16 protein-coding genes and 1 pseudogene are annotated in these 20,930 nt (G+C 62.4%); 9 read left to right on the top strand and 8 right to left on the bottom strand.

The window, feature by feature from the left end:
- Positions 1-219: 219 nt before the first annotated feature.
- Positions 220-1,785 (bottom strand): sigma-70 family RNA polymerase sigma factor, encoded by a 1,566-nt coding sequence (locus KSW38_RS03095; RefSeq protein ID WP_216922574.1) that lies wholly within the window; start codon positions 1,783-1,785, stop codon positions 220-222.
- A gap of 424 nt (positions 1,786-2,209) precedes the next feature.
- Here KSW38_RS03095 and KSW38_RS03090 point away from each other — a divergent pair, with 424 nt between their 5' ends.
- From KSW38_RS03090 to KSW38_RS03075, 4 genes are all read left to right on the top strand, one after another.
- Positions 2,210-5,047, top strand: a complete 2,838-nt coding sequence (locus KSW38_RS03090) for a DUF7927 domain-containing protein (RefSeq protein WP_216922572.1) — start codon at positions 2,210-2,212, stop codon at positions 5,045-5,047.
- Positions 5,048-5,150: 103 nt separating this feature from the next.
- Positions 5,151-6,632 (top strand): SpaH/EbpB family LPXTG-anchored major pilin, encoded by a 1,482-nt coding sequence (locus tag KSW38_RS03085; RefSeq protein ID WP_216922570.1) that lies wholly within the window; start codon positions 5,151-5,153, stop codon positions 6,630-6,632.
- A 183-nt stretch (positions 6,633-6,815) separates the two neighbouring features.
- Positions 6,816-7,763, top strand: coding sequence for a class C sortase (locus tag KSW38_RS03080; RefSeq protein ID WP_216922568.1), 948 nt, complete (start codon positions 6,816-6,818; stop codon positions 7,761-7,763).
- 9 nt (positions 7,764-7,772) lie between these two features.
- Positions 7,773-8,552, top strand: coding sequence for an SDR family NAD(P)-dependent oxidoreductase (locus KSW38_RS03075; RefSeq protein WP_216922566.1), 780 nt, complete (start codon positions 7,773-7,775; stop codon positions 8,550-8,552).
- Here KSW38_RS03075 and KSW38_RS03070 read toward each other — a convergent pair.
- Complete coding sequence (locus KSW38_RS03070; RefSeq protein ID WP_428982349.1) at positions 8,515-9,612, bottom strand: FUSC family protein; 1,098 nt, start codon at positions 9,610-9,612, stop codon at positions 8,515-8,517. The two genes, KSW38_RS03075 and KSW38_RS03070, sit on opposite strands and share 38 nt — an antisense overlap.
- A gap of 177 nt (positions 9,613-9,789) precedes the next feature.
- Here KSW38_RS03070 and KSW38_RS03065 point away from each other — a divergent pair, with 177 nt between their 5' ends.
- Both KSW38_RS03065 and KSW38_RS03060 read left to right on the top strand, forming a co-directional pair.
- Positions 9,790-10,257 carry an SRPBCC family protein gene (locus KSW38_RS03065; RefSeq protein WP_216922564.1) on the top strand — a complete coding sequence of 156 codons (468 nt, stop codon included), beginning with the start codon at positions 9,790-9,792 and terminating at the stop codon, positions 10,255-10,257.
- 80 nt (positions 10,258-10,337) lie between these two features.
- A complete protein-coding gene (locus KSW38_RS03060) occupies positions 10,338-10,769 on the top strand; it encodes a GNAT family N-acetyltransferase (RefSeq protein WP_223947589.1) in 432 nt (143 codons plus the stop codon).
- A 3-nt stretch (positions 10,770-10,772) separates the two neighbouring features.
- On the opposite strand, the gene KSW38_RS03055 is transcribed toward KSW38_RS03060, so the two are convergent.
- Both KSW38_RS03055 and KSW38_RS03050 read right to left on the bottom strand, forming a co-directional pair.
- Positions 10,773-11,174 (bottom strand): VOC family protein, encoded by a 402-nt coding sequence (locus KSW38_RS03055; protein WP_216922561.1) that lies wholly within the window; start codon positions 11,172-11,174, stop codon positions 10,773-10,775.
- A 39-nt stretch (positions 11,175-11,213) separates the two neighbouring features.
- Positions 11,214-12,146 (bottom strand): DMT family transporter, encoded by a 933-nt coding sequence (locus tag KSW38_RS03050; RefSeq protein WP_216922559.1) that lies wholly within the window; start codon positions 12,144-12,146, stop codon positions 11,214-11,216.
- Between KSW38_RS03050 and KSW38_RS03045 the strand changes: the two genes are divergently transcribed.
- Positions 12,145-13,560: an aminotransferase-like domain-containing protein gene (locus tag KSW38_RS03045; RefSeq protein ID WP_216922557.1), complete on the top strand. Its 1,416-nt coding sequence runs from the start codon at positions 12,145-12,147 to the stop codon at positions 13,558-13,560. The two genes, KSW38_RS03050 and KSW38_RS03045, sit on opposite strands and share 2 nt — an antisense overlap.
- A 229-nt stretch (positions 13,561-13,789) precedes the next feature.
- Here the strand turns inward: KSW38_RS03045 and KSW38_RS03040 are convergent, their stop codons facing one another.
- The 3 genes and pseudogenes from KSW38_RS03040 to KSW38_RS03030 all read right to left on the bottom strand — a co-directional run bounded on the left by KSW38_RS03040 (position 13,790) and on the right by KSW38_RS03030 (position 17,461).
- A complete protein-coding gene (locus tag KSW38_RS03040; RefSeq protein WP_216922555.1) occupies positions 13,790-15,400 on the bottom strand; it encodes an MFS transporter in 1,611 nt (536 codons plus the stop codon).
- Positions 15,401-16,211: 811 nt separating this feature from the next.
- Positions 16,212-16,367: pseudogene (locus KSW38_RS23775) on the bottom strand (type I restriction enzyme endonuclease domain-containing protein); the annotation flags it as partial.
- Positions 16,368-16,675: 308 nt separating this feature from the next.
- Positions 16,676-17,461 carry a putative protein N(5)-glutamine methyltransferase gene (locus tag KSW38_RS03030; protein ID WP_216922859.1) on the bottom strand — a complete coding sequence of 262 codons (786 nt, stop codon included), beginning with the start codon at positions 17,459-17,461 and terminating at the stop codon, positions 16,676-16,678.
- A 240-nt stretch (positions 17,462-17,701) separates the two neighbouring features.
- Between KSW38_RS03030 and KSW38_RS03025 the strand changes: the two genes are divergently transcribed.
- Together KSW38_RS03025 and KSW38_RS03020 are read left to right on the top strand one after the other, a co-directional pair.
- A complete protein-coding gene (locus KSW38_RS03025) occupies positions 17,702-17,929 on the top strand; it encodes a hypothetical protein (RefSeq protein WP_216922551.1) in 228 nt (75 codons plus the stop codon).
- 87 nt (positions 17,930-18,016) lie between these two features.
- On the top strand, positions 18,017-18,277 hold the full coding sequence (locus KSW38_RS03020) for a hypothetical protein (RefSeq protein ID WP_216922549.1): 261 nt from the start codon (positions 18,017-18,019) through the stop codon (positions 18,275-18,277).
- Between the two features lie 79 nt (positions 18,278-18,356).
- On the opposite strand, the gene KSW38_RS03015 is transcribed toward KSW38_RS03020, so the two are convergent.
- Positions 18,357-20,909, bottom strand: a complete 2,553-nt coding sequence (locus KSW38_RS03015) for an ATP-dependent DNA ligase (protein ID WP_216922546.1) — start codon at positions 20,907-20,909, stop codon at positions 18,357-18,359.
- Positions 20,910-20,930: the final 21 nt, after the last annotated feature.

The following is a 20,930-nucleotide window of genomic DNA, read 5'->3' as shown; positions in this document are numbered from 1 at the left end:
CTGTTGCTTATCTTTCCATCGTCCCCAAGCGCCCCTGACTCAAGTCCCAGGCAGTTGCGCTTGGTGCTTCCGCTTCCAAGGAAGCCGATGCGCACAGATATTGTCAGCCTCTTAGTGTTGGCTAAAGCCGAATCGTGACGGAGAAAACGGAAAAAGATTCAGGCTCTTTCCGAGCAGGCTCGGCGCTCGGACCGGCGTGCGAATGGCCAGCGGCTCGCGCTAGTGAAAACTGCTGGCGAAGGACTTGCTAAGGACATGCTGGCCGCCGAACTGATAGTTCAGTGTGCTGCCTACTTCTGGATTGCGAAGGGAAACGCCCAGCTTGAATGCCAGGCTGGCTGGCTTGAAGGACGCCGTGCTGCAACGGATCAACCGACTGCCCTCCGCTGGATCCGAGCACGACCATCCGGACGGTGCCGAGAATTTTCCGGGGATGAACGTGGCATTCTCCGGCAGGCTGAAGATTGTTTCACCGGAGCTTGGTACCGGGCCTCCAAGCAGTGAAAAGCCCACACTGATATCGCGCTCGAGTCGCCCGCTGCCGGCTTCCATGCCAAAAACAGCGTCGACCATCTGTAACGGGGCAGCCGTTGAAGGCATGGCCTCGGTGGTTGAGGATACCGTCCCGGAGTTCGTGACAACGGCTGCCCGCTGCCTGTCAATTTCCTCGGATACAGGATGGGGCCGAACCTCCACCGGTGCAAAAGGTTGCTGCAACTGCGCCGCAGTCGGAGCTGGGGAGGAGACGGCGGGCACGTCCGACACGGCACTGGACGCCGAGGGTGACGCCGAAGACGGAGCATCGCCGGCCTTACTGACCTCGGCACCGGGCTGCCCGAACCACGTGACCAGTCCAAAAATCGCCACGCCTGCAGCAACAGCCGCAGCAACGGCAACCTTCCACACGTTGCCGGCGGATCGGAGGATCGCAGGGTCTTGCCCGGTGTGGCCGGACGGGTTCGATGCTGAAAGCAGTCCCGCAGCTGCGCCAGGGGTCAACACGATGCCGGTCACCAAAGGGAAGAGAGCGGCCCTCATGGCACCTTGGATGTGGTTGAGTTCAAACAGCAGTGCAGTGCATTTTGAGCACGTCTCCAGATGCGCGCTGATCTTTTCGCGTGAGGTCCGTTTCAGCGCATTCCGCGCATATTTACCCAGCTGGCCGGAATACTCCGAACACTCATCGCCAGGAGCCAGCACCACGTGGTTTTGCAAATACGCCTGACGGAGTCCCTCCCGTGCCCGGATGAGCAAAGATGACACTCCATTGGGGCTGATACCTATGAACGGCGCAGCAGCAGCCGGCTTCATGCCCTCAATGTCCACATGCCAGAGCACCGCTTGCCAGCGCTCGGGAAGGGAATTGAACGCGGCCGCCACGGCCGAGGATTCGAATTCCCTCAAGACGGGGTCGGCGTCGACGACGGCGGTATCCAGGATCGCCTCGTCAGGGGCAGACTGGGTGAGCCTTGCTTTTCGGTTCCGCGCATGCGCTGTCCGCTGCACGACTGTCAGCAGGTAGGCGCGAAAGAATTCCCGTGGTCCTTTGCCGCTGCTAAGGGCCTGGAACACTGACGCGAATGCCTCGGCAACGATGTCGTCGGCGTCACTGGGGTTATCGGTATTCGCCCGCGCAACGTATTGCGCAGCAGCCAGATGCCGTCGGTACAACGAGTCAAAGGCATCGGTGTCTCCTCCCCGGACCGCCCCAATGATTTCCTGATCGCTGACTGGTCCAGCGGTGATGGTTCCGCCGCTGGAACCCGTATCAAAATCGCTCCCCATAGGCCCAGTGTGACAGCAAATTCCGCGATGACTTGAATCGCAGGGTACTTAGGACTAAAGAGGCAAATTTCTCGGAATTTTCGCGACACGATCCGGCTTGGACAGGCACTAATTCTTTATGCGCTTCGCTCTTTAGCGCGTCCAAGCAATGTCCGTACCCATGATGTGATGAGCGTCACTTTTCGGTTAGCGACATGTTCTTCGCCTTTCCGCTACCAAATCTGCGGGGCCGAAAAGAGCTCGCGTGAATGTTGGAGGCTGTGGCGACTCAGCCATCCAGGAAGGGGAACCGCATGCCGATGCATTTTGAATGCGGAAGGCCCCACGTTCGGAAGCGGCCACCAAGCGTCGGGGGATTCATATCTGCAGCGGATACTGCACATTACTCACTGGGAAAGCTATGACCACAGCATTTAGAAGGAGGGTGAAGGGATTGAGGCAACCGCCGCCGCAGTCCCACCGGCCCTCCGGACTCGCGCGCCGACGTTCAATGGTTGGGCTGCTGGCATCTGTACTGCTCGTGCTCGCCAACGTCACCACGCTCTGCATTGTCGGTGCATCGACACCGGTTGCAGCTGCGCCGGGAACGCCAGGTGTTACCCAAGCTCCAGCTGTCGTCTTCCTTGAGAATTTTGAGAACGGGATGACCAACCTTGCTACTGGGGCAAAGTCCTATACCACCACGAACGGGGCTGCCCAGTACATCGGAGTCGGCGGACGGACGTACACGGGATCGCCTCAGTGGATCAACGGTGAGCGCTGCAACGGCGTCATCTTAAGTTACAACAATTCCTTGGCTCCCGCGTGGGCGTCGACTCCGGCGTTGACGAACAAGTGCAGCACGGTGGCCGGCGTCCAAAGCTACAACGGTATTCGAACCCTGGCTCGTGGCATGGGCATGTATACGGGTGCGGGAGATAACGAACACATCGTCTCCGGGTACACCGAGTGCGTTCTTGATGCTCTGGGCAATACCTCGAGCTGTGACGTGATTGGCAGCGGACCCACCAATGGAGTCATGTTCCAGACCACTGCGCAGATCCCGGTTACAGCCGGGCACTTCTACACCTTTGGCGTTGACACCGTGTATGGCAACTGTGCGGACCCGGCAAACACGGCCACCCAGGCCAGCGATCCGCAGTACCAGTTCCAGCTCGTCAACGCAGCAGGAACAGCCACCAACGTCGGCGGCGTCCTGAACGGATGCCGTCCCAGTTCCTCGCGGCAACAGTTCACCGTGAACCGCCCGCTGGCTGTTGGCCCCAACACCACCATGACGGCTTACACCAGTTCTCTGGTGGCCAATGCGCCCTTCCAGTACAACAGCTCAACGCTCGGCATCAAGATGTTCAACGCGTCCGGTGTCACCAATGGCAACGATGGCGGTTTTGACAACATCAAGCTTCTGGACGTGACTCCGCAGCTGGACAAAGCCTTCAGTCCGGCCAGCATCGTCCAAGGACAGAGCACCACTCTGACGTACACGGTGACCAACACCAGCGACCTGCTGGCAAAGAACGGTTGGCACTTTGTGGACAACATCCCGGCTGGCCTTACGGCTTCCGGTCCGCTGGGAGGCACCTGTGTCCGCACGGCCTCCAGCGTCACCGCAGGCACCGTCGACGTCACGGGGAACCTGGCTGCAGGCAGCGCTTCCTGCACAATCACCGTATCCGTGACCAGCAACACCCCGGGTGTCTACAACAACTCCGGCTGCGTAGCCAACAACGGAACGGCCATTGCCGACTGCACCAACAACTTCCCCACGATCACCGGCCTGAACCCTCCGGGAACTGCGCCGTTGACGGTTCGGCCCTTGGTTGACCTTTCCATCGCCAAGGACGACAACCTGGACGCCTACATCCCAGGCCAGCCCATCACCTACACGGTAACGGTGCACAACAACGGGCCCAGCGACGCCATCAATGCCGCTTTCACAGACCCGTTGCCATCTTCCATTCAAGGCGCCACATGGACCTGTGCCGTCACGGTTCCCGGTACGGCGACATTGCCGCCCACCGGACCCACGGCCTGCAGCGCCACGGGCTCGGGAAGTGTGTCGGATACCGTTCGGATCAACACCGGCGGAACGATCAAGTACACCGTCACGGGAACGGTCGCCCTGGGCACTACCGGGACCATCGTGAACACCGCGAAGATCGTGCCCGCGGCGCAAACTTCGGTACCGAACATGCCCGGCGGCGGGCCCAACCCGGTTCCCGGTTCCACCACTTCCGTGCCCACCGTCGATCCTGGTTGCCCGCCTTCGCCGGGTGCCGGATGTTCAGCCAGCGTCTCCACCCCCGTATCGCCTGAGTGGACCATCAAGAAGACTGCCACGGTCAACGGGACAGTTCCCGCCAACCAGTCCGTGAGCCCGGGGCAGACCATCGTATACACCGTCACCGCAACCAGCACACGCGGACAAATCGACAGTGTGGTCCTGAAGGATGACCTGGGCAACGTGCTGGATGATGCGACGTTCGTGCCTGGTTCCGCGACTCTGACAATTGGAACGGGATCACCGGTTGTTGTGGCGAATCCGGCGGCGCCGTCCACCATGTTGAGCACTGCGCCGTTTACCTTGCCGGCCGGGCAGACGGCCACGTTGACGTACAGCGTGGTGGTCAAGGCCGGTGCGTGGAACGCGCAGCTGGTGAACGTGGTGACGGGCACTTCCACCACGACGCCACCGCTGACCTGTGCACCAAGCTCCGGCGGGGCGCCGGGTCCTGATTGCACCACCACCCACCGGACGCCGGCGAAAGTGCTGATCGAGAAGACCGGCGAGTCCTCCGGCGGTACCTGGGTCCCGATGGCCGGCTCCGCCTGGGCAGTGCACGCCGACAGCGGCGGCGCGCCGGGAGCTGTCCTGGCCAGCCCGGCCGTTACCGCAGTGACGGGACAAACAGGCCGGTTCCAGATTGAAGGAATCCAGCCCGGAACGTACTGGCTCGAAGAAACCATGGCGCCGGCTGGTTTCAGCCTCCTTGCCGAGCCGGTCCAGTTCACCATCGCCCCCAACGGCGCCGTGACCCTGGGACAGGGCTCACTGGGGCAGGGCTCCGGGGGCGGGGTAGTGACCTCCACGGATGCAGATGGTGACGGGATCTACCTCCTGACGGTCCGGGACGTGCCGGCCCTGAAGCTTCCGGAGTCCGGCGGCATTGGCTGGTGGCCGTTCACCACCGCAGGATCAGCCCTGCTGCTGGGCGCCCTTGCCGTGGCAATACAGGGCCGCCGGAGGCAACAGTCCATCTAGGGCAGTCCATCCAGATCTCCGCGGTCACAGCGCTCCTGCGCGGCCGCGGTACCACATGTTCATTTCCGAGCATCAGCACCATCACTATGAAAGAGGAAAAACAGTGAGTCATCATAATTCCGGGCGGCTTTGGAAGACCGCCGCCGCTACGATCGCCGGGGCGGTGTTGGCGATGTCCTTCTCCGTGGCCCCGGCTTCGGCCGCGCCCCTGGTTGACGGGGACCAGCTCGGTTCCATCACGGTCCACAAGTTCGAACGCCCCGCCACCCCCACGGGCCTGCCGAACAACGGCACGTCCGTGGACACCACCGACCTGACAGCGTTGGCCGGTGTCGAGTTCACCATCGAGCAGGTCAACACCATTGACCTGTCCACCAACGCAGGCTGGGACGCGGCGCACAACCTCTCCAGCATCTTCGACCCGGCCAACCCCGAAGCCTCGATCACCGGCGCCGGCTACGCCCTGGGCACCGCCCAGGCGAAGACCACCGATACTGCCGGGACCGCCGGGTTCACCGGACTGCCCGTGGGCCTGTACCTGGTGACGGAAACGAACTACCCCGCCGGTGTGACACCCTCGGCCCCGTTCCTGGTCTCCGTGCCGTTGACGGACCCGGATAACAAGGACAACTGGATCTACGACGTCCACGTCTACCCGAAGAACTCCATCACGGGTGCTGAAAAGACCGTCACGGACGCCCCGGACGTCAAGCTCGGGGACCAGATCGACTTCACCATCACCGGTGACATCCCCAACGAAACCACCATCGATGGTTACAAGATCGTGGACGTCCTGGACCAGAAACTGACCTACATCGGCGCGTCCGCGACCCTCGTTGACGGCACCCCCCTCACGGCAGGCACGGACTACACCGTGAACTTCGACGCCGCGACCAACACCGTCTCGGTCATCTTCACCGACGCCGGTCGCACCAAACTGGCAGCACACACCGACACCCGCGTGCAGGTCATCGTGAACACCAAGGTCAACACCATCGGTGAAATCGAAAACGAAGCCCTCGTCTACCCGAACGCTGCCAGCTTCACCATCGCACCGGGCCAGCCCGGCGGCCCGATCGTCACGCCCCCGGTCGTGACCAAGTGGGGCGAAATGACCCTGCAGAAAGTCAACGAAAACGGTGCAGCCCTGGCCGGTGCCGCGTTCTCCGTCTACACCAACGAAGCCGACGCACAGGCCGGCACCAACCCCGTAGACCTCAACGGCCAGACGGTCTTCACCGTCGCCGCCGACGGCACCCTGACGATCTCGGGACTGCGGTACTCCGACTGGGCCAACGGCGCCGCCGTGGCACCCGGAAGCCCCGACTACCGCACGTACTACCTCGTGGAGACCACCGCCCCGGCAGGCTATGAACTGCTCGCCGAGCCGGTGTCCTTCCTGATCAACAGCACCACCACCACGGTCGGGATCGACCTGGAAGTGAAGAACATCCCCTCCAACAGCGGCTTCGAACTGCCGCTGACCGGTGGCGTCGGAACCGGCATCCTCTACGCAGCCGGTGCCCTCCTCGTCGCCGGCGCAGCCCTGATGTTCCTCCGCAACCGCCGCACCAGCAACAACTAACACCAGCAACAACCAGCACTACCACCGGTAAACACCACCAACCGGTACACAACACTACGGGGGCCACTACCCGCGGCCCCCGCAGCAACCCCAAGTGGGGAAGAACGCCAACCACGCGCTCTTCCCCACTTGCATTCGCCTTTAGACACGTCGCAACCGACTCACCCCAGCCACAGGATTTTGATGACACAGGCACCAACGCGAACCCGTCGACTCCGGCATCTGACCGGACCCTGGAGTCGGCAACGGCTCCTGATCGTGTTGGTGGCGGTCATCGGCGTCGGAATCCTGCTTTATCCCACGGCCGCAGCCTGGTTCTCGGATCGGGTCCATGCCACCGAGATCAGCGGCTACGTGGATTCTGTCCAGACCATGAACCCCTCCGCGAAGAAGTCCCTACTGGACCAGGCACGGGAGTTCAATGAAGAACTGCCCTCAGGCCCCCTCAGGGACCCTTACTCCTTGAACGAAGCAGGCGAACAAACCACCATCGGCGCCGGCTCCGAGGCGTACAAGAAGATGCTGGCTGTCGGGCCTGGAGGAATGATGGGCCGCATCAGCATTCCCTCCATCCATGCGGATTTGCCCATTTTCCATGGCACGGACGAGGACACCCTCTCCAAAGGCGCGGGCCACCTCTTCGGGTCGGCGCTTCCGGTGGGCGGCAAAGGCACTCACAGTGTCTTGAGTGCCCACTCAGGATTCGTCAACGCCACTCTTTTCGACGACCTGGACAAAGTCCATGACGGCGACGTCTTCAGCATCAACGTGCTTGATGAAACCCTCTATTACAAGGTGGACCAAATCCTTACGGTCCTGCCCGACCAAACTGAGGCTTTGCGCAAAGTTGAGGGCAAGGATTACCTCACCCTCATTACCTGCACACCCAAAGGCATCAACAGCCACCGACTCCTGGTCCGCGGTGAACGGACCACTGCACCCACCAGCGCTGACGGACCCCGCACGCTGCCGTCAACTACAACAGATCCCGGATTCCCCTGGTGGATCCTCGGCATCACCGGATCGATAGTGCTGGCCGTCATTGCCACCAAGCCACGCACGCGACCCTCTGACGAAGAGCACGCGACCTCTGACGAACAGACAGGGGCGCCAAGAGCATTCAGCGCATAGTCTAGGCGCATGACGACTCGAGCCAATGAACTCACCGCCCTGGTCACCGGTGCCACGGCTGGGCTCGGTGCGGAATTCGCGCGCCAGCTCGCCGAAGCCGGGCACCACCTCGTCCTGGTAGCCCGCGATGAAGAACGCCTCAAGGAAAAGGCTGAGGAATTCGAACGCGACTTTAGTATCTCGGCGGAGGTTCTATCGGCCGACCTGACCACCGACGTCGGGGTTTCCTTGGTGGCCAACCGCTTGCGGGATGCTGCACGACCTGTGGATGTCCTGGTCAACAACGCCGGAATTGGGCTCTTGAAGTCGTTCGAGCAGAACGAGTTGGAGGAAGAAAAGCGGCATCTACGCCTACACGTACAGACACCGATGGAGCTGTGCCATGCGGCGCTGGAAGCCATGCTGCCTCGCGGGAAGGGCCGGATCATCAACGTTGCCAGCGTCGCAGCCTTCGCCAACAGGGGCACCTACTCGGCCGCCAAAGCCTGGCAGGTGACATTCAGTCGTTGGGCGAACATTGCCTATGGGAAGTCGGGCGTGCAGGTCACAGCGGTGTGCCCTGGCTTCACGCACACCGAATTCCACGACCGCATGGGCATGGATAAGTCCGTGGCGCCGCGATTCCTGTGGCTCACCGCCGAGCGCGTGGTGCGGGAAGGGCTGGAGGACAACGCCAAGGGCAAAGCTGTTTCCATCCCGACGCGTCGATACAAGGTGGTTAGCTTCTTTGCGCGTATCTTGCCGGCGAAGCTTACTTCCGGTCCGCCGCGCCGGCCCCTGCAGCCCTAGGAACCGCAATGACAGGTGCCCTGACCAGCACCGCTACTGCGATTCCAATCACCGCACCAACGAACGTCTCAACCGCCCGCTCCATCACCAGCACGCCCGGATCCATGGGCGACGCCAGTTGGGCGATCAGCAGGACCACGGGCGTGAAGAACACCATGGCCCAGCCGTAGTGCCGCGCCATGAACAGCTCAGTAGGGAACTGGCAAAGGACCACCACAATGGCCAGGACGATTGCAGCGTGGCCGGGGAAATACTGCAGCGGTGACAACGGACTTGGGAAAAGTACGACGGCGACTACCGCCAACCCCAGGAACGTCCCCACGATGCGGTGGATGCCTCGGTGGACGCGGCTCGGGAGGTCCGCACCTGCCAACGGCACGGCGGCCGCGGCCATGGCCCAATGCGGATGGCCGCTCCCGCTCAGAACTCCACACACGCCGGCAGCACCGACAGCGAGAGTGTAGCGGGCCGCATGAACGAAGGCGGATTGCCGTAAGGGTCCGCGGAGGACGGGGACATCGCGCGCAGCGCCCGGCTCCCACTTTCGATGCCGAAGCCAGCCAGCGAATCCGACCAGAATCGAAAAGGCCGCTGAAGCAGTACCGATCAGCACCGCCGTCAGGAACGGAACGCTGGTGTGGACCGACGCACAGGCCCCCAGAGCGAGGATGCCGAAGAACGGCCCTATCGGTTTAAGACGCACCGCGTCTGCATATAAGGAACCCGCACCGGCAAAGAGAGTCGCCACCAACACCAGCCACCAGGAGTGGATGTGGTTAACGGAAAGAAACGTGCCAATGCTCAGTCCGCCAACCAGGACAAGCGCAGCTTGGACTTGGTGTTTGAGCCGCAGTTGGTGGGTTTCGTTGCGTCCGTACATTCCAGTGAGGGCGCCGAACACCGCATACATCATCAGGTCCGGACGGCCTAGGAGAATCAGGACCAGCCCCGGAACTGCGACACTGAGGGCCACCCGAACTGCCGAGAGACGGTCGTTGTTAGCCGGCCCCAATTTGTGGAGCTCCCGGGCATGCGCCATGAAGGGGGACAGGGAAGACACCACCAATCATTCAGGCCGCGTGCGAAGGGTTCAATATCGGAAATTATCAGGAGCGCAGGGGTGGCCGCCATAAGCCGGGTCACAACCCGTAGCAAGGCACTGGTAGTACCCTCCATTAGTACCTCCCACATGAGGTCGAGGAGAGCGCTGCCCGGCAGAGTCTGGGAAGATCAAGGTATGCCCGTAGCTTTTGTCTGCCGAACCCGCTCCGCCATGTCGCCACAGGAGCTGTTCGACCTTTCCCGAAACATCGATGCCCACGTGGGGTCAATGACTAAAAGCAGGGAAAAGGCCATAGACGGCGTCACCACGGGTCTGATTTCCGAAGGCGAGCAGGTCACATGGCAGGCGTGGCACCTCGGAGTCCGTTTCCGCATGACCAGCCGCATCACGCGCATGGAGGCACCGGCGTCGTTCACTGATGAGCAAGTGCGCGGTCCTTTCAAGTACCTCCGCCACACGCACGAGTTCCGGCAGGACGGCAGCGGGACGCTGATGGTGGACACCGTGGAATTCGCTGCCCCGTTCGGCCCGCTGGGCCGCCTGCTCGAGAAGCTGGTTCTGGCCAGATACCTGCAGGACTTGATCGAAACGCGCAATGGATTCCTCGTCGGACAGGCACCTCCCGCACTGGATAAACGGTGATCCGGCTAGCTCGAACAGACGATCTGCCGCGTTTGCAGGACATTGAGCGGGCAGCAGGGGAAGCTTTCCGGGATCTGGGCATGGATCAGATCGCGGACGACGAACCCTTCTCCCTGGACGAGATGAATACCTACGTGGCTGCCGGGCGTGCCTGGGTGTGGGCGGATGGACTGGACTACCCCGTGGCGTATCTATTGACGGACATTGTTGATGGCAACGCGCACGTGGAGCAAGTAACCGTGGACCCGGATCAAGCGCACCAAGGACTCGGCCGCGAACTGTTGCATGCTGCACGGGTGTGGGCCAGGGGGCACGGCATGCAGCGCCAGACGCTGAGCACGTTCCGCGACGTGCCGTGGAACGCGCCGTACTACCGGCGGCTGGGGTTCCAAACGCTCGACGCCGGCAGTTGGGGTCCGGAGCTGGCCAGGCTCATGGAGCACGAAGCTGAGTTGGGGCTGACGCGTTGGCCTCGAGTGGTCATGTGGCGTCCGGTGGTTCCGCCGACGTAGCTACTACTCAGCCACCAGCTCAACTTCGTAGCTGTCTGTGTTGATCAAATACGCGGCGTAGTGATCCGGACCGCCCGCGTGCGGGTACTTCGACTCGAACATCTCGTACCAGCCGGCGTCGGCCCCGAGCGCGCGAATCCGGTCCACATTTTCCCGGGTGCCGGCATGGAAGGCGACATGATTGAGCCCGGGATCCGTGCGCCGGTGGGCCGTCCCGGTGATGGCATCGGTGCCTTCCACCACCACGTACGTGCCATTGAGCTTCCAACTGCAGCCCGTGGGCCAGTCCTGGAAGGGCTTGTAACCAAGCTCGCCCAGGAGCCAGCCCCACTCCTCCCGGGCCCGTTCAAGGTGCGGCACCCAGATCTCAAGGTGATGGATCGAACCCACAGTTGCGTCAGGCATGGGCCGAGTCTACGAGATCAGGGCGGTGGCGTGGGAGCGTCAGGGATTCGACGGCGGGTTGAGCCTTACGCGGACAGCGGCCCCTGCGCAGAGGATCACGGCAAGCCCGCCAATTGCGGTGGTCCACGTCATCGACTCTCCCAACAGCAGGCTTGCCCACGCGATGGTCATGATCGGTTGGACCAGTTGGATCTGGCTGACTTGTGCCATGGGTCCGATTGCCAGGCCGTGGTACCAGGCGAAGAACCCGAGGAACATGCTCACGACGCCCAGGTAAGCGAAGGACAACCACTGAACCGGTGTAGCCGAGGGCGCTCCCGAACCCAGTGAAAGTAACGTCAATAGCAGCATGGCGGGGGAGGCAACAACCAGAGCCCACGAGATTGTCTGCCAGGGGCCGAGTTCCCGCGCCAGCAGACCTCCTTCCGCGTAGCCTATGGCTGCCGCAATCACGGCGCCGAGAAGCAGAAGATCAGCCCAATGAAGCTGACCGAAACCGCCGGACTGAACCAAAGCGAAGACCAGCGCGGCAATAACGCCTACGGCAGTCAGGACCCAGAACAGGAGCCGCGGACGCTCACGGCCCCGGATCACCGCTACCGTTGCAGTGGCCGCAGGCAGTAGCGCGATCACAATGGCTCCATGGCTTGCGGTGGTGGACGTCAGCGCGAACGTTGTCAGCAAGGGGAAGCCCGCAACGATGCCACTGGCTACCACAGCCAATCGAACCCATTGACAGCCCTGCGGAAAGCGTTGTCGGGTCAGGCCCAAAGCCAGTGCTGCGAGAACGGCCGCAACAACGGCCCTGCCTGCGCCGATGAACAGGGGGGATAAGCCTTCAACGGCCACGCGGGTGAAGGGAACCGTGAACGAGAATGCGACAACGCCAAGAAGGCCCCACCAAACGCCTGTCGACGTCCGCTTGGATACCACTGGCCGGGAAAGTGTAGTAGCGCTACTATTGTGACTCATGAATAACGATAGCAGTTCCCGGATTGTCTCGCGACTAAAAGAGTGGATCGCAGCGGCCGCGCCGGGAGCCAAGCTGCCATCCACCCGTCAACTCGTGGCCGAATACCAGGCAAGCCCGGTGACGGTGCAGAAGGCCTTGAGAACCCTCACTGCCCAAGGCCTCATAGAAAGCCGCCCCGGCGTTGGCACCTTCGTCCGGGCATACCGAACCGCCCGGCCGTCCGATTACGGCTGGCAGACAGCCGCACTCCGGGCCGCCCCAACGCCGCGCCTGCTGAACTCTGGCGCCATGCGCAGCGCTTCGAACGACGTCATCGCATTCCACTCCGGCTACCCAGACCGGGAACTCCTGCCCGAGCGGCTCGTCCGGGCTGCGCTTACCAGGGCTGCCCGCGGAGACGCTGCGCTGTCGCGGCCACCGGCCCAGGGCCTTCCCGAACTGCAATCCTGGTTCGCGCACGAGCTCAGCACCTCGACGCCGGTTGGCGTCACGCCGCCCCAGCCGAGCGACGTCGTCGTACTTCCCGGCAGCCAGAGCGGACTTAGCTCGATCTTTCGCGGCTTGGTGGGGCATGGGCGGCCACTGCTGGTGGAGTCGCCCAGCTACTGGGGTGCACTGCTGGCCGCTGGCCAGGCCGGCGTTCGCGTCATTCCTGTGCCGTCCGGCCCCGACGGGCCGGATCCTGACGAGCTGGCGAGGGCTTTTGAGGAATCGGGGGCCCGGATGTTCTACGCCCAGCCCAACTTTGCCAACCCCACGGGTGCCCAATGGTCTCCCGAACGGGCCGAGGAGGTCCTCCGGATTGTCCGCCAGCACGGAGCGTTCCTTGTGGAGGACGACTGGGCCCATGATTTTGGTATCACGGCGCAGTCCGTTCCGCTCGCCGCGAAGGACGATTCCGGCCACGTGGTGTACATCCGCTCGTTGACCAAAAGCGTCTCGCCGTCCATCCGTGTGGCAGCGATTATCGCCCGTGGTCCCGCGCGGGAACGGATCATGGGCGCACAGGCTGCGGAATCGATGTACGTCAGCGGACTGCTCCAGGCTGCAGCGCTCGACGTCGTCACTCAGCCTGGCTGGCAGACGCACCTTCGGGGCCTGGGCCATCAGCTGCAGTCGCGCCGTGACTTGTTGGTCACCAGCATCCGCGAGCACGTTCCAGAGGCGCACCTCAGCCACCTGCCCAAAGGCGGCTTGAACCTGTGGCTGCGGATGCCGGACGGGTTCGACGTCGATCAGCTCACCAAGGATTGCGAGGCAGCCGGGGTCCTCATTGCCGCAGGTACGGAGTGGTTCCCCGCGGAACCTGAAGGCCCGTACATAAGGCTCAACTACGCCGGCCCCAATCCGGGAGGATTTCCCGAGGGCGCGCGGATTATTGGCGAGGCGGTCAAGGGTTTGCTGGGATCCTGACCGATTCGGATTCCCGTTGCCAGGCCGCTAACCCCGTTGCCAGGCCGCTATTAAGTTGTTGGGCAACAACGCGGGTGCGGTCTGGGAACGGGGTTAGCGGCAGGATCGCGTCTTAACAGCCGTAGCCACCAATCCGAAGGAGAGCGCCTGGGGATTGGTGGCTACGGTGGGCGGCGGGTGGCCGCGAACTATCGAAAAGCGCTGCGCAGAAGTTGCAGGCACCTGATTCCTAGGCCGGAGTCAGGTCCTTGTCACGCCGGCCGAACACGTCATCGTCAATGGGCTGGCCGTCGAAAGGCATTTCGTCCAGATTGATGAGCGGGTTGGTGTCCTGGGTGGCAACGAGTTCACGGGCCTCGGCGGCAGTGTCCACGCTGGGCATGGAGCCGGGCAGGGGACGCTGGGCGGATTCACGCAGGAAGTAGATGGCAATGGCACCCACGATGGATGTAGCCATCAGGTAGTACGCAGGCATCATGTCATCGCCGGTGCCCTCAATGAGGCCCTGCACGATGAACGGCGTGGTTCCGCCGAAGATGGCCACCGAGAAGTTGTAGGCGATGCCCATTCCGCCGTAGCGGCTGGACGTCGGGAACAGTGCCGGGAGGGCCGAGGCCAGGTTGGCAATGTAGAACGTCACCGGGAACGCGATCAGCGCAAGGCCAGCAAGGGTGGACCAGATATCGCCGATGCCGATCAGCATGAAGGCAGGAACGGAGAACACGATGGTGCTGCCTGCGCCGATCCACAGCACTGGGCGGCGGCCGATGCGGTCGGACAGCTTACCTGTGAGCGGAATACACACGGCCATTATCACCAGGACCGGAATGGTCAGCAGGGTGCCATGAACGGGGTCGTAGCCCTTGGAATCCGTGAGGTACGTAGGCATGTAGGAGGTCAGCGCGTAGCCCACAGTGTTGGCTGCGGCGGCGAGAATCATGGCCAGCACGATCTGGCGCCAGTAGGCCTTGATAATGCCAACCGGGCCCTTGGCGACGTTGGCGTCTTGTGCCGCGGCGTCCTTGGCGATGGCTTCCTGGGCGTCCAGGGTGGCCTGGAACTGCGGGGATTCCTCGATCTTGCTACGGAAGTACACGGCGATGAGGCCCAGGGGACCGGCGATCAGGAACGGAAGCCTCCAGCCCCATTCCTCCATGGCTGCCTGGCCGAGCGTGAGCTGCAGGACCGAAACCAGTGCAGCGCCGAGGGCGAAACCGATGTAGCTGCCCATGTCCAGGAAGCTGGCGAAGAAGCCGCGGCGCTTGTCCGGGGCATATTCACTCACGAAGGTTGTAGCACCGGCGTATTCACCACCGGTGGAGAAGCCTTGGACGAGCTTGAGGATCACCAGCAGGGCGGCGGCCCAGATGCCGATCTGTGCGTAACCGGGCAAAAGCCCGACGGCGAACGTGCTTGCCGCCATCAGCATCAGCGTTGCTGCGAGCACCTTCTGGCGGCCCACTTTGTCGCCGAGCCAACCGAAGACCACGCCGCCAAGCGGGCGGGCGATAAAGGTAGCGGCGAAGGTGCCGAGAAGGAAGAGTGTCTGGACGGACTTGTCCGCTTCCGGGAGGAAGACCGGGCCCATGGTGGTGATGAGGTAGCCGAACACGCCGACGTCGTACCATTCCATGGTGTTGCCGACGATCGTGCCGCCGAGCGCTTTCTTCAGCATCGGCTGGTCCACAACATTGACGTCGGATTCTTTCAACCGGCGCTTGGTGAGGAGCTTCGTTTTCTTGGGGTTCTTTACAGTGTTGGCAGCGGCCGTTGTAGCCGGGTTTCCATTGGCGTTCCTTGCGCCTGGCGGAGAGACGGTGTTGCTTTGGTCTATGGGCATTTGGGCTTCTCCTAGGGAGGTCATTTGCTTGCGACTTCTGGCTGCCCCGCTCCGGGCAGGTGTTCAATTTTACGCGGTTTGCCCCTCAAACCCCAGTTGAGATCCGATTTATGGGGTGTGGAAGGGGGCAATTTGCCTAGTTGTCTTACATCTTTTTGCCCGGTCTTGCCCTGCAATGGCGCGGAATCTTGCCCCGTGGAGCACGTTGTTACCAAATTGTTTAGCTAAGGCCACTTAACGAGGCTGATTGAGGCCTAAAAGCTGATGGTTTGGGAGCTGCCGCGAAGAGCATTGACGGCGGCCACCAGCATTGCGCCGATGGCCACCGCTCCCGGTTAGGGGATGTTGTGCCAGAACAGGCGAACGACATCAACGACTAGTCGGATGATGTTGACCGCCAGATTCCAGGCGCCCCATGGTTCTTCACGTTTCCGTTTGGATTCCACGCCGGCACCTCCTCCCAGAGGAAAAGGGCACGGCCTGCACGTGTCTATGGGCACAACAACGTTGCGCCCTACGTGTATAGGGCCATACACTCAAAGTGTTCGGATTTGAGGATATGACCCTCTGACCGCACCAATGAGCGCACCGCGCTGAACAAAGACCCGATTGCACTCGGGTCTTTTGTTCATTAACGGCACAGCAGGCTCTTGCCTGATGATTCCAGCGTATCGGCCAGGAGACATCGCAACGCACACGCTGGCGTGGTTTCGGACGAGGAAATCACCAGAGCGGCTGAGGGAGGCATGGACAACGCCCCCGTCAAGCCGGGCAGCCGTTTTATTGTGCAGTCTTAGGACTCGGCTTCGAGCTAAAGCCGAGCCTCCGCAAACCGGGGTGCCATAGACTCCATCTGCTCCATCACCAGCTTGATCGCTTCCGGCTGCTTGTCCGGCGGGTATCCGAAACGAACCAGGAGCCTCTTGATCGAGGAACGGAGTTTTGCCCTGACGTCATCGCGCACCGAACAATGACTGCCGAATTTGCCGAGTTGGAGGCGGCGAAGACTGCAGCGTGGGACGTTAAGTGACGCGGCTTTGCGGGGAGCGGCTGAATGTACTGCTTCCACCACAGATCCTGGAAGCTGCCATTAGCAGCAAAAGAGTGGCCGACACTCCCTGAAATAGTGAAGCCCTGCACCCGAAAAGGTGCCGCCTTCACTGTCTCTGTGTGTCCGCGAAATCTGACCTCTACGGCCAAAAGAACCCGCGCAGATGTGTGTTTAGGGTAGGAGCATCGGACTGACGAGCGGGTGTTCAGCCCCGAAGCCGCGGTTCAGTGGCTCCTTGCGGCCCCCACCACCAAGGTGGCATCGTGATCCTCATCGGTCAGCACGCGGGCCATCAGCCCCGCCCCAGTCAGGAGCGCCGCCGTCTCCGGAGCCTGCTGCCGGGAGGTCTCGACCAAAACCCACCCACCGGGCGCCAGCCACTCACCGGCCCCAACTGCAACCCGGCGTTGGACATCCAAACCGTCAGTGCCGCCGTCGAGCGCCACCATCGGTTCATGCAGGCGCGCCTCAGGCGGCATCATGCCGATGGAACCCGTAGGTACGTACGGGGCATTGGCGAGCACCACGTCCACCCGTCCACGAAGCTCAAGGGGGAGCGCGGCGTATAGATCGCCCTCGAAGACGCGCCCTCCACGGGGCTCGACGTTCTTGCGCGCGCAGCTTACCGCGACCGGATCGATGTCAGCGGCGTAGAGCTCGCAGCTCCCTAGAAGATCGCTGAGTGCCGCACCGATCGCCCCCGAGCCACAGCAAAGATCGACGACGACGCCACCCGGCCGTACGATTGTCGCCGCCTGACGCACCAGGAACTCCGTGCGACGCCGTGGAACGAATACGCCGGGTTCAACAACCATGCGGCTCCCGCAGAAATCCACCCAACCGAGGATGTGTTCCAAGGGCAGCCCGTTGACGCGCTGATCCACCATGAAGTCCAAATGGTCTGGACTCGTGGCGGCCTCGATGAGGAGTTGCGCTTCGTCTTCCGCGAAGACGCATCCGGCATCGCGGAGGGTGGTGGCGACGGACATTCTCCAGGTCACGGGTGCCATGCTAGCCGAGGGGTTCACAAAAGCGGCGATTCTTGGTTAGGGTATGACGCATGGGAACACTGATTTTTGAGTAGACCGGCCTCTGCTTTAGCGGAACAGCCGAGTTTAACCTGACAAAAATCCACGCCTGTTGAGGCCCTGCCTCCATGCCGTTCCCGTTGTCGACGCCATTTTTCTCGAACCGCAAACGCCATGGTTTTGGTGCTTCTTCAGGACTCACACCTCTGAGGAGTCCAATTTATGACTGCCAATCCTTCCGAAAACAACACCCCGGAGCCCGCTGCGTCGGGAAGTCCAAAGTCCGCCTCCGGCGGCATCAAGTCCAAACTGACTGATGCCCAGAAAGCGATGCTCGCCAGCAAGTCCGGCGGCGGCGCCCCCGCTGGCTGGCAAAGCACGGGCAAGGGCCACAAACCTACGTCCGCCAGCGGCAAGCTGGCCAAGACGGAGAAGAAGGTACGTTGGTGATTCCTGGAGGCAGCTAAGTCCTGCAGACAACCATCTTCGGCCCACCTAGTATTGAAATTCCTTCGTTCCATAGGGAAAGGAAGAACCATGACTGCAAACAATCAAGCCGAAAATATCGATCCCGAGGTGGCCAGCCACTTGGCGGAGGCCATGGACATGGCTCCCATGCCTGAACCGGCAAACATTGACGTATCTCTGGGTTTGGACCAGGAGCAGCACTGGCCCGACGGCAGCGGTAAACGCCGGCACCCGAAGGACCGCGATCAAGCCCACGGGCGAATGGGCCAGGGCGCAGCCGTGACGGCGGTCCACCGGACCAGCCGGCCGCAGATGCCGCACTCCTCCTGAGCGCGTCACCTACCGTAGCCAGCCCAACTAGGTAGCAGCACAGCGCGTTTAGAGCTCTCAAAACGCGCTCAAGTGCGACCTAGTTGGGCTGGCTGACGTCTTCCGGGGACTTGTCAGGACGCCACCCACGCCACACCGGATGCCGTAGCCTGCCAGGGCCCGTCCATTCTCCGAAGGTCACTTCTGCTACCAGCTCCGGATCCACCCAGCGGGCACCTGCGGCGTCCTCGCGGGGGATATCGGCGAAGGGGGAGTCAGCAGTCAGGCGGGGCTCCAGTTTCTCCATGACATCCCTCAGCTGCCACTCTTTGAACCCGGTGCCCACCCGACCCACGTAGTGCAACTTCCCGCCCTCCGGAATGCCCAACAGCAACGAGCCAAAGGTCCCGTTCCGGGCACCAGCCCCGGGACGCCAGCCGCCCACAACCACTTCCTGGCTCTGCTCCAGCTTGAGTTTGATCCACGAGCGGCTACGCCGGCCGATCACGTAGCGGCTATCTGCTTTCTTCGCCATCACGCCTTCCAAGCCGAGCTCAGCCGCGCTTGTCATGAGGTCTTCGACGTCGTGGTCCAACACGGCTGAAAGGTGAAGGGGGCAGCCCGCGCGAAGGCGTCCGGCAAACGCCGAAAGCCGTTCCCGACGCTCACGGAAAGGCAGGCCGCCCAAGTCCCTGCCGCCGTCGTACAGGAGGTCGAACAGCATGAGCTGCACCGGAACGGACGCACGGGCTCGTTCAATGTCTGCGGTTTTCACCAGGTTCATCCGCAGCTGCAGGCGGCCAAAATCAGGCCGTGAACCCTTGCCAAGCGCCACGATTTCACCGTCGGCCACGAAATCGCCGTCGGGCCAGCATGATCGGTCCGTTAGTTCGGGGTAGGTGGCGGTGAGATCGTTGCCGTTGCGACTCATCAGGCGGATCCTGCCATCGGTGCCGGTGATGATGGCCCGGATTCCGTCCCATTTCAGTTCGTACAGCCAGTCGTCGCCGCGAAGGTCGGCGACGGTGCCGGACGTGGCAAGCATGGGAGTGTAGTTCGGCATTGGCTCGGGTACAGCTGGCTTTGATGCCCCAACGGGTGCGACCTTGCCGGGAGGGCTGGCAGCGCCCTTGCGAAGCCGTCCGCCGGGCTGTTCCTTCATCAAGTGGATCAGCCAACGGTCACCGGTATTGATCAGTGCTAAACGCTTGGTCCCGTGCAGTCCACCACCTGGCTGGCCGGTTAGCGTTGCGATCACTTCCTTGCCGTCCCGCCATTTCTCGCACGTGTACTCGCCATGGTCCCAAATGGTCATGGTCCCTGCTCCGTATTCACCTTTGGGAATGACGCCAGCGAAGTCCGCGTATTCCATCGGATGGTCTTCCGTGTGAACGGCAAGGTTGTTCCGGTCCGGCGACTCCGGGATACCACGCGGCAAAGCCCAGGACGCAAGGACGCCGTTGCGCTCCAAACGCAGGTCCAGGTGGTAGCGCCGGGCGTGATGCTCCTGGATGACGAAAATTCCCCCCGGCTGCGCGGGGTCGCCCGGCTTCGGCTGGTCTGAGGAGGAGCCCTTGGACGTCGGCGAGGCAAAAGCAGCCGACGACGCCGGGAACGGCTCCGGGGTCTTCTCCGGATCGCGCATCCCCACATATTTCGCGAGACGGTTCTCTACAGTCACCACGCGCTCGCGGGTGGCCGAACCGCTTCGGGCTCCAGCGCCGTCGTCGTCATCCGTATACTCCCCGTGCGGCGGGAGGTGCCGTGACGAGATAGGGGCGAAGTGGTCTTTGCCGGTCTTGACCCGCTTCATCACCGCTGTGTAATCAAGATGGTCCAGGGTGCTCGAGGAGAGTTCGCGCCACGTGCGGGGCGCCGCGACCGTGGGGTGGGCTTTGCCCCGGAGTGAGTAAGGGACGATGGTGGTCTTGTTGCCGCTGTTCTGGCTCCAGTCCACCAACACTTTGCCGTGGCGGAGGGACTTCTTCATGTCGCTGACTACCAGCTCGGGATGGTCGGACTCAAGGGCACGCGCCAGTTCATGGGCGAAGGCTGATACCTGCTCGGACTTCAGCGTCCCCTCCAGTCCGGTGTAGAGGTGTATGCCTTTGCTGCCACTGGTCACCGGGACCGGTTCCATGCCCATGTCCTGCAGGATGGAGCGGGCAAGTTTGGCCACTTCAACGCATTCAGGCAGGCCTGCACCCGGACCGGGGTCAAGATCCAGGACGAAGCGGTCCGGCCGGAGCGGATTACCCTCAGCGTCCACCTGCCATTGGGGGACGTGGATCTCAAGGGAAGCTATCTGTGCCATCCATGTGAGCGTGGCGAGGTTGTTGACCATGGGGTAGACGTTGGTGTGGTCCGAGTGCTGGATGGCTGTGCGGGGGATCCACTTGGGTGCGGAGTCTTCGAGGTTCTTCTGGAAGAACACCTGTCCCGGGTGCTCGGCAGTGCCCACTCCGTTGACCCAGCGCTTGCGTGTGACGGGCCTGTTGGCGGCGGCAGGAATGAGGAAAGGCGCTACCGCGGCGTAGTACTCCAGGACTTCGGCCTTGGTTGTCCCGGTCTCGGGGTAGATGATCTTGCCCAGGTTGGTGAGGGTCAGCTCGTGGCCTTCCACATTCACCCGCTCCTGTTGCTTGCCTGCCACCTCTTCTCCTCTGCTGTCTTG

Source organism: Paenarthrobacter aromaticivorans (assembly GCF_019038615.1).
Classification (GTDB): Bacteria; Actinomycetota; Actinomycetes; order Actinomycetales; family Micrococcaceae; genus Arthrobacter; species Arthrobacter aromaticivorans.
This window is presented reverse-complemented; position numbering and strand designations above follow the sequence as displayed.